The sequence below is a fragment of the Lacticaseibacillus zeae subsp. silagei genome (genome assembly GCF_030770335.1).
GTDB lineage: Bacteria > Bacillota > Bacilli > Lactobacillales > Lactobacillaceae > Lacticaseibacillus > Lacticaseibacillus zeae.
Genome location: NZ_CP132484.1, coordinates 2593732 through 2607772, shown reverse-complemented (window position 1 = coordinate 2607772; position 14041 = coordinate 2593732). Strand labels below are relative to the sequence as shown.

At 47.8% G+C, this 14041-nt stretch carries 12 protein-coding genes; 9 read left to right on the top strand and 3 right to left on the bottom strand.

The annotated features are described in order from the left end of the window. Positions 1-86 precede the first annotated feature (86 nt). The 4 genes from LACZS1_RS12110 to murA all read left to right on the top strand — a co-directional run bounded on the left by LACZS1_RS12110 (position 87) and on the right by murA (position 5020). Entirely contained in the window at positions 87-533 is a 447-nt protein-coding gene (locus LACZS1_RS12110; RefSeq protein WP_010490984.1) for a YwiB family protein, read from the top strand. A gap of 51 nt (positions 534-584) precedes the next feature. Continuing rightward, complete coding sequence (gene rpoE / locus LACZS1_RS12105; RefSeq protein ID WP_010490985.1) at positions 585-1259, top strand: DNA-directed RNA polymerase subunit delta; 675 nt, start codon at positions 585-587, stop codon at positions 1257-1259. A 286-nt stretch (positions 1260-1545) separates the two neighbouring features. Next, on the top strand, positions 1546-3150 hold the full coding sequence (pyrG, locus tag LACZS1_RS12100; protein ID WP_070651519.1) for a CTP synthase: 1605 nt from the start codon (positions 1546-1548) through the stop codon (positions 3148-3150). A gap of 610 nt (positions 3151-3760) precedes the next feature. Then, positions 3761-5020 (top strand): UDP-N-acetylglucosamine 1-carboxyvinyltransferase, encoded by a 1260-nt coding sequence (gene murA, locus LACZS1_RS12095; RefSeq protein ID WP_010490988.1) that lies wholly within the window; start codon positions 3761-3763, stop codon positions 5018-5020. A gap of 77 nt (positions 5021-5097) precedes the next feature. Here murA and LACZS1_RS12090 read toward each other — a convergent pair whose 3' ends face one another. Then, positions 5098-6555 (bottom strand): ISNCY family transposase, encoded by a 1458-nt coding sequence (locus tag LACZS1_RS12090; RefSeq protein ID WP_115656745.1) that lies wholly within the window; start codon positions 6553-6555, stop codon positions 5098-5100. A 215-nt stretch (positions 6556-6770) separates the two neighbouring features. Here LACZS1_RS12090 and LACZS1_RS12085 point away from each other — a divergent pair, with 215 nt between their 5' ends. Further along, positions 6771-7022: a type B 50S ribosomal protein L31 gene (locus LACZS1_RS12085; protein WP_025013790.1), complete on the top strand. Its 252-nt coding sequence runs from the start codon at positions 6771-6773 to the stop codon at positions 7020-7022. A 353-nt stretch (positions 7023-7375) separates the two neighbouring features. Here the strand turns inward: LACZS1_RS12085 and LACZS1_RS12080 are convergent, their stop codons facing one another. Beyond that, positions 7376-7804 carry a hypothetical protein gene (locus LACZS1_RS12080; protein ID WP_306402866.1) on the bottom strand — a complete coding sequence of 143 codons (429 nt, stop codon included), beginning with the start codon at positions 7802-7804 and terminating at the stop codon, positions 7376-7378. A 95-nt stretch (positions 7805-7899) separates the two neighbouring features. On the opposite strand from LACZS1_RS12080, the gene LACZS1_RS12075 reads away from it, so the two are divergent. Further along, complete coding sequence (locus LACZS1_RS12075; protein WP_070650656.1) at positions 7900-8577, top strand: DUF2238 domain-containing protein; 678 nt, start codon at positions 7900-7902, stop codon at positions 8575-8577. 11 nt (positions 8578-8588) lie between these two features. On the opposite strand, the gene LACZS1_RS12070 is transcribed toward LACZS1_RS12075, so the two are convergent. Next, entirely contained in the window at positions 8589-9230 is a 642-nt protein-coding gene (locus LACZS1_RS12070; RefSeq protein ID WP_010491226.1) for an SMI1/KNR4 family protein, read from the bottom strand. Between the two features lie 85 nt (positions 9231-9315). On the opposite strand from LACZS1_RS12070, the gene LACZS1_RS12065 reads away from it, so the two are divergent. From LACZS1_RS12065 to cshA, 3 genes are all read left to right on the top strand, one after another. Further along, positions 9316-10074, top strand: a complete 759-nt coding sequence (locus LACZS1_RS12065) for a hypothetical protein (protein ID WP_010491228.1) — start codon at positions 9316-9318, stop codon at positions 10072-10074. A gap of 613 nt (positions 10075-10687) precedes the next feature. Then, the gene (locus LACZS1_RS12060) at positions 10688-12076 is read left to right on the top strand and encodes a UDP-N-acetylmuramoyl-tripeptide--D-alanyl-D-alanine ligase (RefSeq protein WP_047107207.1); all 1389 of its coding nucleotides are present in this window, start codon (positions 10688-10690) and stop codon (positions 12074-12076) included. A gap of 340 nt (positions 12077-12416) precedes the next feature. Continuing rightward, positions 12417-13925 carry a degradosome RNA helicase CshA gene (cshA, locus tag LACZS1_RS12055; protein ID WP_047107145.1) on the top strand — a complete coding sequence of 503 codons (1509 nt, stop codon included), beginning with the start codon at positions 12417-12419 and terminating at the stop codon, positions 13923-13925. The last annotated feature ends 116 nt before the right edge of the window (positions 13926-14041 follow it).

The following is a 14041-nucleotide window of genomic DNA, read 5'->3' as shown; positions in this document are numbered from 1 at the left end:
GCGTCAGTCACAAAGACATTTTCCCTGCTTAAACTCGACCGGGTTGACCCGTGAGCGTACAATACGTTATAGAAAGGATTGACATTATGGATCTTTCACAAGGAGTGCCGATTCAAATTCACCTTGAGACGTTTGTCACACAAGGTGATGACACTGAGACACATGTTTTTGACGAACCCGGGACGTTGGTTCAAATGGGCAACGCACTTTACATTCGGTATCAAGAAGTCGATGAAGATGCTGGAACCAGTATGCCAGTGACCATGAAACTGCGCGATGACGGCGATATTCAGCTTTCACGCGGCAGCAGCAATGGCGATACGCAATTGAAGCTTTTCTTTGCCAACGAAAAACGGGTTTTGACGCGCTATCGAACACCATACGGCATTATTCCGGTGGAAACAGTCACCCCGCGTATTGATGCCCGCATGACAACCGATCCGGTGGCAGGGGAGATTTACGTTGAGTATGAGTTATTCGCGAACCATCAACATCTGGGAAATTATCGGTTAAGATTGCAATTCAAGGCATGAGCGTGTACTATAAGAAACAGACTGTAAAGACTTGGAAAGGGCGTGTATCGGTTGAAACTCAAAGCATTTGCCAATGCCGATAAATCAGAATTATCAATGATCGAAGTAGCCCATGAGATCCTCGAAGAAAAAGGGGATACCATGGCGTTCGTTGATCTGGCCAACGAGATCCAGACTTATCTCGGCAAGAGTGACGAAGAAATTCGTGAACGTTTGCCGCAATTTTACACGGATCTGAACGTGGATGGCAGTTTCATTTCTTTAGGCGATAACGTTTGGGGCCTGCGCGCTTGGTATCCATACGATTCCGTCGATGAAGAAGTTAACCATCCGGAAGATGAAGAAGAAGTACCACGTCGCAAGAAGCGCAAGAAGGTTAATGCCTTCTTGGCTGACGTAGCCGATGACGATGATGTCATTGATTACAACGACGATGATCCCGAAGATGAAGATCTCGACGCCGATAGCGATGACGATGATTTTGACGACGATGATCATACCGGCTTTCATGATAAAATCGGCAAAGCTGCCGCAACTGACGATGACAGCGATGATGACCCTGACGACGGGTTGCCAGATGGCATTGAAGGCCAGCTAGCCGAGTTCGGAGACAATGACAGCGACGATGATGACGATAACGACGACATCACGGCTGACTTCTCCGGCGATGATGACAGCGATGACGATGATAGTGATGATGACGACAGTGACAGCGACAAGCACTAGTCGTTTTGGCCGTGCCTTTTTAAGAAGGTGCGGCTTTTTGTTTCGGTGAGCGTGAACCGGCGCGCTTACACGCAGACTCCTGCGCTGGCAAACACGTTATAGATCGATCGCGCCAACCTTGATTTTACTCAATTCACTTTAATGCTTGACGAACCTCTTACAATTGGTTAATATACGTTTTGGGCGCTTTACAAAAGTGTAAAGCCAATACGGTTCAAGCTCCCTATTCGCATGAATAGGGAGCTTGTTTTTGTTTTTTCCCGATTATTAAAAAAGGAGATTGACTATGACCAAGTATATTTTTGTTACCGGTGGGGTCGTATCGTCATTAGGTAAAGGGATCGTTGCTGCATCCCTAGGTCGTTTGTTGAAGAATCGTGGTTTGAAGATCACCATTCAAAAATTCGATCCGTACATCAATGTTGACCCAGGCACCATGAATCCTTATCAGCATGGTGAAGTGTTCGTCACCGATGATGGCGCCGAGACTGACCTCGACCTTGGCCATTATGAACGGTTTATCGATATTAACCTGAATAAGTACAGCAACGTCACAACCGGGAAAATTTATTCTGAAGTCTTGCAACGTGAACGCCGCGGTGAATACCTTGGTGCGACCGTTCAGGTAATCCCCCACATCACCAACATGATTAAAGAAAAAATCATGCGTGCCGCTAAACACAGTGACTCCGATGTGATCATCACGGAAATCGGCGGAACGGTTGGCGATATCGAATCCTTGCCGTTCCTCGAAGCGATTCGGCAGATGAAGCGCGATGTCGGCTCGGATAATGTTTTCTACATCCATGCCAGTCTGGTGCCTTATTTGCGGGCAGCCGACGAAATGAAGACCAAGCCGACCCAGCACAGTGTTAAAGAGCTGCGCAGCATCGGCATCCAGCCAAACATGCTCGTTGTTCGGACCGAAAAGCCAATCACGGAAGACATGAAGAAGAAAATCGCGTTGTTTACCGATGTGCCGGAAAATGCCGTGATTGAATCGCGTGACGCCAAGACACTTTACTCCGTTCCGTTAGCATTGCAGGCGCAAAAAATGGATCAGATCGTCGTTGACCATTTTGGCTTTGATGTGCCGGTCGCTGATATGACCGAGTGGATGAAGCTTGAGCATAAGGTTCAGCATTTGACCCACCACACTAAAATTGCGTTGGTCGGTAAATATGTCGCCTTAAAGGATGCCTATATTTCCGTTGCCGAAGCGCTTAAACATGCTGGCTATTACTGGGATTCCGATATTGATTTGGAAATGTTTCAAGCAGAAGATGTCAATGATGATAACGTCGAAAGCTTGTTGCAAGGCTTTGATGGCATCTTGGTTCCTGGCGGCTTCGGTGATCGCGGCTTAGAAGGCAAAATTGCAGCCATTCGTTACGCACGCGAAAATGATATTCCATTCTTGGGCATTTGCCTTGGCATGCAGATGGCGTCAATCGAATTTGCCCGGAACGTTTTGGGACTTAAAGATGCCGGTACGACTGAAACCCATCCTGATGTCAAGGATCCGGTTATTGACTTGATGCGTGACCAGGTTGGCGTGAAGAACCTCGGCGGGACGTTGCGGCTTGGCCTTTATCCATGTGTGTTGAAACCTGGCTCCGTTGCAGCGAAGGCGTACGACAATGTTCATGAAATTCAGAAGCGTCATCGTCATCGTTATGAGTTCAACACCAAGTATCGCAAGCCGATGGAAGACAAAGGCTTGGTATTTTCCGGTGTTAGCCCTGACAACCGCTTGATGGAAATCATCGAATATCCGAAGAACAAATTCTTTGTTGCTTCCCAGTATCACCCGGAATTCCAATCACGTCCGAATAAACCTGAAGGCTTGTTTAAAGCCTTTATCCAATCGGCTGGGGATTTTAAAAATTAATGGTTGATCGTTGCTGCCTTGAAGCGGGATGCTTTGGGGCGGCTTTTTTGTTGTGGGGGATTGGTCAAATCCTAGCGCAGAAGTCTGCGTGTAAGGGCCTCAAGCCTAAATGACCAAAGACCCTGGCTGTAACGTTGAGAGTCACTAACATTCTCTGCAGCGTCTTCAAAACGCGTTCGCAGTCGCAGGAATCTACGTGTAAGGACCCCAAGCCTAAATGGCCAAAGACCGGCCATTTAGGCTTGGGGCCACTTACACTCCGATTCCTAAGCGCTCCTGCTCACGCTCTCTCCAAACGCGTTCACTGGCGCAGAAGTCTGCGTGTAAGGACCTCAGTCGCATTGGCCAAGACCGGGCCATCACGCCTGAGGACACTTACACTCCGACTTCTAACCGCGCCAGTTCACGCTCTCATCTTTTTACTCAGTTCACGCTCTCATCTTTTTACTCCTTGTTTTTTCCTCTGGGATTCATTAAACTTGTATATTGAGTGCATGGCGGATGGGTCATGGCTTGCCTACCAGAAATCGCGTTTTATATTTGAAGCATAAGATGCAGGTCAGCTTCAGCCTACTTGAAATGAACGACCTTAAGCGAGGATTTAAGTCAAATGGAAAAAATGCTGATCCACGGCGGAAAGAAATTGTCCGGTGAAGTTGTGATCGGCGGTGCGAAGAACAGCACGGTTGCTTTAATTCCGGCTGCAATTTTGTCGCGCACCCCGGTGACACTCGATTCAGTGCCGCACATCCAGGATGTCTATAATTTGATGGCCATTTTGGATGATATGAACGTCAAATCTGATTTTACCGAAAATGTTTTGACGATTGATCCAACAGAAATTCACGATGTACCGTTGCCAAACGGTAAGATTAAGAGTCTGCGCGCTTCCTATTATTTTATGGGGGCGTTATTAGGGCGGTTTGGAAAAGCCATTGTTGGATTGCCCGGCGGCGATGATATCGGTCCGCGGCCGATTGATCAACATATTAAGGGGTTTGAAGCGTTAGGTGCTTCCGTGAGTAATGAACATGGTGCCATGGCGATTAAAGCACCTGCTGAAGGCTTACACGGCGCCCGGATTTTCTTGGATATGGTTTCTGTCGGCGCCACGATTAACGTGATTTTGGCGGCAGTGACGGCGAAAGGTCGCACAGTGATTGAAAATGCTGCCAAAGAGCCGGAAATCATTGACTTAGCGACTTACTTAAACAACATGGGCGCCAAGGTACGGGGTGCCGGTACGGATGTGATCCGGATTAGCGGCGTGCCAACACTTGAAGCGCATAACTCGCACACCATCATTCCTGATCGCATCGAAGCCGGTACTTATTTGGCCATGGCCGCAGCAGTTGGCGAAGGCGTGAAAGTCAAGAACATCATTTCGGAGCATTTAGATGCCTTTTTGGCTAAGCTGGAGGAAATGGGTGTCGTCATGGACGTGGGCGAGGATAGTATTTTCGTCTATCCGTCAGGCGATTTGAAAATGGTTCAAATCAAAACGATGCCCTATCCCGGCTTTGCGACCGACTTGCAACAGCCAATTACACCATTGATGTTAAAAGCACATGGCGAAGGACTCATCATTGATACGATTTACCCTAAGCGTGTCCGCCATATTCCGGAATTGTTGCGGATGGGCGCGGACATTACGATTGAAAATGATGTGATCATCTTGCATCATTGCGATCATCTGCAGGGAACCGAGGTCGCAGCTGAGGAAATTCGTGCCGGGGCCTGTCTCATGATTGCCGGGCTGATGGCTGAAGGGACAACGACGATTACCAAAGTTGATAATATCTTGCGTGGCTATGATCGGGTTGTGATGAAACTGCGCGGTTTAGGCGCGGATGTCGAATTGATTGATTGAGATGTCAAGCGATTTTCGACTTTGACAGTAAATTCCATAAAACATGCGTCCGAAAACTGGACGCGAGATGATCCTGATTAGACTTGAATCGCTTGTGAATTCTTGTATGGATATCGTTCGGCGACCAACTGTTTAACCCTTGTACTGTTAATGCCAAGAGAATCAAGGTAATCGCGATAGTTAGCACGGCGCCACGGATGCGTAATTGCCGGGATTTTCTTGGTTCGTTTAGGAGTTGGTGCCGCGGCTGGCGTAAGATCGAATTTAGCTGACATGAACTGTTCTTTTGGCACACAGGAAAGGTCGTACACCTGGTCGTCATCAGTGGTCATATAAAGTCTGCCAGTGAAGCTTTTGATGACTAAGACCTTTGTATGCGGCGGTAAGTAAACCAATTCGCCATTTCGATGTGGCAGATAGCGCTTGTTGTCAAAGCGAACACAGTGTCCGTGGCCGATGCTGCGTTCATTGGCAATGATCAAAATATTGTCAATTTCCTTGGGTGTTAGTTGCTTATCAAACACCGACATGCTACTTTTGATGGTAGATGCGAAGCGGTCATTGTAACGCTTGATAAAGCCGACCAAAAACCGATTGGCATCTGCGATTGTGGTGATGTTATGCAACCGCAGTTCACTTGTGAGCCGATCTTGAAAAGTCTCCAGAAGACGTTCTATGCGGCCTTTGGCTTGCGGAATACTGGTGACCGAAAGTTCTGTTCCAAGTGTCTGGCAGGCATAACCGAAACGTGTGAGAGGGTTCTCGGTCGAAGGTGAGCCCTCTTTTTTGTTGCTATTAAACACGGTGCGCCGATCCGTTAGGAATTCTGCTGGAGCGCCATAATCGCGAAGGACTTGGGCAAACACGTGATAATAGCCGCTGAGTGTTTCCTGTTTGGCAAAGTAGCCGCCGACAACGTTCCCGGACTGATCATCAATGGCTGCGTGTAAGGTGGTTTTTTGAGTACCAAACCAATACTCCCATGAAGCATCCATTTGTACCTGTTCACCAGAATAATGTTTCCGAGGACGTTCTGGATGGGCTTTGATGTTTTCAACGACTTCGATGGCTGACAAGGTGGCTTCATCACGTTTGGATAGGAGCTTGGCCTTCTTTTCTTTTTCTTTTAACTCACGCTTGACCCGACGCTTGGTGGCTTTATGGGCTTTGGGTGACAGAATGTGGTGGTGTCTGAATAAGAGCCGAAGTGAGGATTCGGAGATAGCGATTTGTTCGGCAGTGGTTAAGAACTCGTGGAAATGAGCGATGTTGAAACCGGCATACTTGTTGGTGTACAGATGAATGATCCGACGTTCGAGTTGCGCGTTGCGTTTGTTGGCAGGCTCACGGCCGGCATTACCATGGATAAAGCCGTCTTTGCCTTGTTGCTTGTAAAGCTTGATCAGTCGGTAGATGGTTCGTTCGGAGCGCTTGAGCTTAACGGCTGCGCGTTGCACGGAGGTCTTACCATTGACCACTGCTTTGATGACTCGGTAACGTTCTTCTTCTTTCATTGTTAAGACAACCTTCTTCATGTGATTCCTCCTAGATGTATCTTCTAAGAGGTTACAGTTTTTGTGACACTTTGGCTAACTGCTTACTTAAGACAATATCGCTTGCGGTCGACAGCGCGGATGTCGAATTGATTGATTGAGATTGCGTTTATGGGTTGCGCGTGATAGACTATTAGAGTTGTAGTCATAGTATCTCTAGATCAGGCAATGATTTAGGGCAAAAGGAGTAATTGATTATGAAGCAAGGCATCCATCCAGATTATCATCCAGTTGTTTTCATGGATTCAGCAACTGGTTTTAAATTTATTTCCGGTTCCACCAAAACTTCCAAAGAAACCATCAAGTGGGAAGACGGCAAAGAATACCCGTTGGTTCGGGTAGAAATTTCGTCCGATTCTCATCCGTTCTACACCGGCAAGCAGAAGTTCACGCAGGCCGATGGACGGGTTGATCGCTTCAACAAGAAATACGGCTTGGATAAGAAATAATAACAAAAAGCAGTCCGCTTGGGCTGCTTTTTTGTTAGCTATAACTTATAATAATATAAGTCGATTTATTAATTAAAGGGATAACTTGTCGAAAATGGAATCACGGAGTCGTTAAGAAGTTGTTATACTGATGTCAATGAGGCGGAGGTATTTCTGCCTTAGGCTTACACATTAACTTACACTCCCAAAAAAGTTCCCCCAAACTTTTCCACCGTTATGGTGGTTTTTTTATTGGAAAAAATGGCGCCAACCCATGTCTGGTCTTGTGCTAGCGGTGCCTCGGGCTGCCAATATTAGTAAGCAATAATAAAAAGCAGCCAGACTTGGCCACTTTCGATTTTGTCTTCTTAGACTTATTTGGCGTTGGGAATGACGTGCTCGATCAAGTCCTCGACTTCAGGGCCTGATAGAATTTGTTGTTCTAGCTTGAGGTTTTGAACGACTTTGCCATCGTGAATAATAATGAGATAAGAATCTTTATATCCGTCATTCAGATAAATAAATGTGATGCCGGCTGCTACAACGACTTGCGCCGATGCGGCACCACCCATAATCGGGTCAGCATCCGCATCACTGTAAAAACTAATCGTGCGATCAGGGTCGGAATCATTTAGCAGCGTGAGTTCGAATTCGAGCTTGGTTGCAGTGTGATCGGTGTCAAAATTTGCGTCATGCGTTAAATCATTGACATAATAAGGGAAGGCAAACGCTTTGGCGACTTCTTTGACGACGGTCTGACTCATGGCGACCAGTTGATCTTCAGGCAACGTTTTGATTGGCATGGGACCACCTCCTAAAACTGAGTCTACACCAAGCGCTTACAAAAATATAATAATTGCATCGATGCCTAGAACCCTTGAGGAAAAGAGGAAACATCATGACTAAACGATCGAATTTTTTATATTGGTTAAATATTGGTGGCGATCTGCTTTACCTGCTGATTGTCGGCGGGCTTTTCATAAGTGGGCGGCCCTTATTCCATGGACAGGCAATGTTGCTGGCCCAAGTTGCGTCAGGAATCTTAATTGTCAGTCTGCCTAGGTTAATGGAACACTGGTGGCATTTTCGCTTTCCGCCGCTTTTGATTTACTTATTTGAAATCTTTATTTTGTTGAGCGTTTTGTTAGGCACGGGGTTGCAGTGCTACAGCGTGCCATATTGGGACAAGTTCGAGCATCTCTTCAGTGCAGCCATGTTAGCGGGATTGGGCTTTGCCATTTTTGCTGCGTTGACACCGGCAAAACGCTTAGCGACGACGAGCCCATTGTTGATGGCGTTATTTGCACTCGCATTTGGTACAACCATCGGCGTTTTGTGGGAATTTTACGAATTTACGTTTGACGGCTTGCTGGGCATGAATATGCAACGGTATATGGCTGCAGGCGGCGTGTTGCTGCGCGGGCGGGCCGCGTTGATGGATACCATGGGCGATTTGTTCATGGACTTCTTTGGCTCGCTAGGCTTGGCTTTGTTTGGGTATTTTGGGATTAAACGCGACTTGCGGTGGTTAGATACGTTTACATTCCTACCTGAAGATCGCGGCACGCGAGAATGAGGGAAAATAACTCAGGACAACAATTTTCGCAATTCGATTGTTGTATTCGGCGTCAGAAAGTTTGGCTGATAACGGCTGAGAAAATGATATTCTTCGGCGGCGGCTTGACGTTTGGCTGAGTCAGCGGAAGTTGCCAGCCAAATGAGCCACGGGCCGATTTCCGCGCCGGTCATGAACGTCCGCGCATGGTCGAATAAAGCCGGCCAGTCATCGGCGGTAGCAATGACCGCCATGTGGCCAAAGACTTGTGGCTCGACGGGCAGTTCAGGCAAACGGACAGGGTGTGGCTGCAACTGTTTGAGGAACGTATCAAAATCCGGTGCAACGGTGAGCCATTGGTCGACTTCGGTATCAATGTAACGAATCCGTCGCGGGTCATGACTCAGATCAAAGCCGAAGTATTGATGACCGGTATGAGCGAAAGGCAAAAAGTCTGCTGGTAGATCGTCTGCAGTGATGGCGGCTCCCGGTGTTGCGAAGGCGTGAATACCAACACCGTCCAGGCCATCACTGGTTGGTTCCGAAGTTGGCAACCACCATCTTTTTGGCAGGCAACCGGTTTTAATCGTGGAAAAATAAGTCGAAGGTATGAGGTCAGTATGCGGAATTGTTGGTAAATTAGGTTGTGGGATCTTGTTTGGCCAGGGTAACATGTGCAGAACTCCTTTTTTGATTGGAAGGTCAAGAATGCCGCTGAAAGTCGTATAATGGTTGTGGGAGTTATAAGGGGTTTTAATCATGCGAAACGCAATGATTTATGTTCATCACGAACCGTTGGCACATTTATTTTTGACTTATGGTATTTCGGCAAGTGATTTGCTGAACAGTCAGCAAAAAATCCCAAGTCATTTGCTGTTATTGCCACCGATTAACGAACAGGAACAGATTGATCCACATACTTGGTTTAATATTATTAACGGACGGGATCAAGTGCGTGAGTTTCTGCGAAGTAAAGAGGGTCAGACTCGTTGCTGGTTAGATTATGCCCGTCCGCGTTTTTTGCAGGAACTGACCCCTAACGAGATTGCAGAACTGCTATACTTAGGCCATGTCAAAACGCATCTCAGTTCACCTTTTTATTATAAACTACAAAATGAATTGGTTTACTTGCCGTTGCGTAATGGCATGGTGAACATGTATTTGCGGCATGAGGCGTTGTTTGAAGCCTTTTTGGCCGCAGCGATTAACAAATATTTGCGACGCATTGCCAACGAGCAGCCGTTTTGGTTACGGTTGAGGCAGCAACACTTTTCGCCTTTGTCAGATGAAGCCTATACCCAGCTATTCCCATTAATGGAGGATGGGGTGCTTTTTGATTTTCGCAATGTGCGGTTTTCCCGTGAACAAATCAGGATTCCGTTACTGGAGCCAAGCAATCGGTTTATTCCGGATAACGCGTTTCCTGACAATGCCGTTCGGAAGCTTGGTAAATTGGTCTTGATGCGCCAGAAAAATCAGTGGCAGATGGTGCCGACTGAAACTGCTAAAAAAGCGTAACTTTGAGAAACTGCCTGCAAAAGGGCAGTTTCGTGCTTATAATGAATATGTTTGACTGGAAAAAGGTAGATTTGGCCTTTTTTCTGTATGTTGAAACGCGTTCGCTGGGCCAGAAACCTGCACATAAGGACCTTGGTCGCAATGGCCAAAGTCGGGCCATTACGCCCAAGGCCACTTATGCTCCGGTTTCTAACCGGCCCAGCTCACGCTCTTGTTGAAACGCGTTCGCTGGGCCAGAAACCTGCACATAAGGACCTTGGTCGCAATGGCCAAAGTCGGGCCATTACGCCCAAGGCCACTTATGCTCCGGTTTCTAACCGGCCCAGCTCACGCTCTTGTTGAAACGCGTTCGCTGGGCCAGAAACCTGCACATAAGGACCTTGGTCGCAATGGCCAAAGTCGGGCCATTACGCCCAAGGCCACTTATGCTCCGGTTTCTAACCGGCCCAGCTCACGCTCTTGTTGAAACGCGTTCGCTGGCGCAGGAGTCTGTGTGTAAGGACCTTGATCGCAATGGCCTAAGCCCGAGCCATCACGCTCAAGGCCACTTACACTCCGACTCCTAAGCGCGCCAGCTCACGCTCTATGTTTAAGAATTGGAGTCGAGTTAATGATGAAAATGACATTGGCAGAGGTTGCGCGTGTCGTTAAAGCACAGCCGCTTTCTGAAGCGGATGGTTCGCGCGTGGTCACCGGACTGACCTTTGATTCGCGTCGATTGAAGCCAGGGATGTTATTTGTTCCCTTACAAGGTGAACGTGACGGTCACGAGTTTATTCCGGCTGCCGCTGCTGCGGGGGCGGTGGCGACGTTTGTTGCGGCGGATCATGCACCGATCAAAACTAAATTGGCCGCCTTGGTTGTTCCGGATCCGCTGACGGCCATGCAACAGCTGGCCCAGTATTACTTGTTGATGAAGGTCAATCCCAAAGTTGTTGCCATTACCGGTAGCAACGGGAAAACAACGACTAAAGATATGACGGCGGCGATTTTGGCGACACAATATCATGTTGTGAAAACGCCAGACAATTATAATAACGAAATTGGCGTACCGATGACGATTTTGAGTATGGAGCCTAATACCGAAGTGCTGGTCCTTGAGATGGGCATGGATCATCCGGGCCAGTTGCACGCGTTGTCATCTTTGGCCGAACCGGATGTTGCAGTTATCACCATGATTGGCGAAGCACATATCGAGTTTTTCAAAACCCGCGCTAAAATTGCCGATGCCAAAATGGAAATCACCGATGGACTGAAAGAAGACGGTACTTTTATCTATAACGGGGATGAGCCATTGCTTGTGGAACGTGCCAAAAAGATTACTCAAAAGCAGGAGACTTTTGGGTTGCATCCGGAAAATACCTTGTTTGCACATTCCATTAACGGCCATCGCAATCATACCGAGTTTACGGTTGAACAGTGGCCGGATCTGACTTTTTCGATTCCGATTATGGGCGAGTATAACGTAGTGAATGCATTGGCCGCGCTGCTTGTCGGTCGGCAATTTCATGTGAAGCCCGAGGTCATGCAAAAAGCACTCGCGCATTTTCAGGTGACTGCCAATCGGACGCAGTGGCTGATCGGCGATGCCGGCGAACAAATTCTCAGTGATGTTTATAACGCCAATCCAACAGCGATGCGGGCTGTGATCCGCGATTTTAGTGAATTTACGGCAACCGGCCGCCACATCGCAGTGTTAGGCGACATGCTGGAACTTGGTGAACAAAGTAAGGCACTACATGCAGGCTTGGCCGATGCGCTTGATCCTCATGAAGTGCAAGTTGTTTACCTATATGGGTCAGAGATGCACGCACTGGCCGATGCTTTAGCCGATAAATATTCGCCCGATAACCTGCATTATTACCCGCTGTCAGCCAAAGACCAGATGATTCGCGATTTGCAAAATGACGTCGGCCATGATGACATGGTGCTGTTAAAAGCAAGTCATGGCTTGCATCTGGAAACGGTTTTGGCCGCGCTGATCGCTGGAGGTCACGCTTAGAACAGGTCCTTTTTTAAAAGAAAATTTAATTGCGTTGGATTGAGGCGAACACCAGCTAAGATGTTCGTCTTTTATTATCTTGTAAATTTTCATGAAATAAGCAGTCGCACCTCAGTATCAAAGCGCTATCATCGCGACACCCCCGCATTTGACCGGAGATTGTAAGCTCATCACCGCCACCATCCTGCAATGACACTTGTTCTTGTTTTTCGATTGTGTTCGTGCTATTGTTGTTGAGATATGTTTTTTTGTCATTTACTGAAAATGCACGTGATGCCCGCGGATTCCTTGAAAACACGCTTGGGTAAACGCGTGCAGGAATTCTCAAGGAGGAACTCATTTGAAGTTTAAAGAACTAGGTTTGGATCATGATCTCTTAAAGGCAATCGCACAGTCAGGTTTTGAAGAAGCGACCCCGATTCAAGCAGAGACGATCCCACTGGTTCTGGAAGGCAAAGATGTGATCGGTCAAGCACAGACCGGTACCGGGAAAACGGCAGCATTTGGCTTGCCGATTCTGCAACACATCGATAAAGCTGACCGGAGTATCCAAGCACTGGTCATTTCCCCAACCCGGGAATTGGCGATTCAGACCCAAGAAGAACTTTATCGTTTAGGTCGCGACAAGAAGATCAAGGTGCAAGCAGTTTATGGTGGTGCTGATATTCGCCGCCAGATTCGTCAGCTTGCTGACCACCCACAAATCGTGGTCGGAACCCCAGGACGGATTCTTGATCATATCGGGCGTCACACCTTGAAACTGGAACATCTTGATACCTTGGTATTGGATGAAGCCGACGAAATGCTCGACATGGGCTTTATTGACGATATTGAAAAGATCGTTGAACAGATGCCGACAGAACGGCAGACATTGCTGTTTTCTGCCACCATGCCGGCAGCCATCATGCGCTTGACCAACAAGTTCATGAAGAGCCCGGTCGTTGTTAAGATTAAGGCTAAAGAGCTGACCGCTGACACCGTTGAACAATATTATGTTCGGGCAAAGGACTATGAAAAGTTTGATGTCATGACGCGCTTGTTTGACGTTCAGGATCCGGATCTGGCATTGATTTTTGGCCGGACAAAACGGCGCGTTGATGAATTAACCCGCGGCTTGAAAGCTCGTGGTTATCGGGCTGAAGGGATTCATGGTGATTTGACGCAGCAAAAGCGCATGAGCGTTTTGCGCCAATTCAAGAGCGGCCAATTGGACTTTTTGGTAGCGACGGATGTTGCGGCGCGTGGATTGGACATTTCCGGCGTGACGCATGTTTATAACTATGACATTCCGCAAGATCCTGATTCATATGTGCACCGTATCGGTCGGACCGGTCGTGCGGGCCACAAAGGGGTTTCGGTAACATTTGTCACACCAAATGAAATTGAATACCTGCACACGATCGAAGACTTGACGAAGAAGCGGATGTTGCCGATGAAGCCGCCAACCGCTGAAGAAGCGTTGATGGGCCAGATTTCCAGCGGCTTATCCACGATCAAAGAACAAGTCGAAGCCAACGACACTGAAAAGTATGAAGCCATGGCGGAAACGCTTTTGGAAAACTACACCCCGCTGCAATTGGTTTCTGCATACCTCAAAGCAGTCAGCCCGGATGATGCCAGCGCGGTTCCGGTCAAAATCACACCAGAACGGCCACTGCCACATCGCGGTCGCAACAATCATGGTCACGGCAATCGTGGCGGCGGTTATAAAGGCGGCTACAAAGGTAAGCGGCGCGAAGGCGGCTATCAAGGTAATCGCGACGGCCGGCGCAGCTATGACAAGAAGCGCAACTTCGGCGACAAGCGTAAGAATGTTAAGCGCAACTTCAAAATTCGTTCAGGCGAATAAGTTTCCACCCGCCAAAAGTAGTCGCACGAAATTTGACGGTTAAAATAAAACAAGCACTGGGGCTGATCGAGTCCCAGTGCTTTTTTAATAGAAAGAAAATTGGTAGCACCAAAGGG

Excerpts from the sequence above, each read along its gene's own strand:
- pyrG (WP_070651519.1), top strand. The coding sequence starts at position 1,546 with ATGACCAAGTATATTTTTGTTACCGGTGGGGTCGTATCGTCATTAGGT.
- LACZS1_RS12065 (WP_010491228.1), top strand. The coding sequence starts at position 9,316 with ATGCGAAACGCAATGATTTATGTTCATCACGAACCGTTGGCACATTTA.
- murA (WP_010490988.1), top strand. The coding sequence starts at position 3,761 with ATGGAAAAAATGCTGATCCACGGCGGAAAGAAATTGTCCGGTGAAGTT.
- LACZS1_RS12060 (WP_047107207.1), top strand. The coding sequence starts at position 10,688 with ATGAAAATGACATTGGCAGAGGTTGCGCGTGTCGTTAAAGCACAGCCG.
- LACZS1_RS12110 (WP_010490984.1), top strand. The coding sequence starts at position 87 with ATGGATCTTTCACAAGGAGTGCCGATTCAAATTCACCTTGAGACGTTT.
- LACZS1_RS12070 (WP_010491226.1), bottom strand. The coding sequence starts at position 9,230 with ATGTTACCCTGGCCAAACAAGATCCCACAACCTAATTTACCAACAATT.
- LACZS1_RS12090 (WP_115656745.1), bottom strand. The coding sequence starts at position 6,555 with ATGAAGAAGGTTGTCTTAACAATGAAAGAAGAAGAACGTTACCGAGTC.
- LACZS1_RS12080 (WP_306402866.1), bottom strand. The coding sequence starts at position 7,804 with ATGCCAATCAAAACGTTGCCTGAAGATCAACTGGTCGCCATGAGTCAG.
- LACZS1_RS12085 (WP_025013790.1), top strand. The coding sequence starts at position 6,771 with ATGAAGCAAGGCATCCATCCAGATTATCATCCAGTTGTTTTCATGGAT.
- LACZS1_RS12075 (WP_070650656.1), top strand. The coding sequence starts at position 7,900 with ATGACTAAACGATCGAATTTTTTATATTGGTTAAATATTGGTGGCGAT.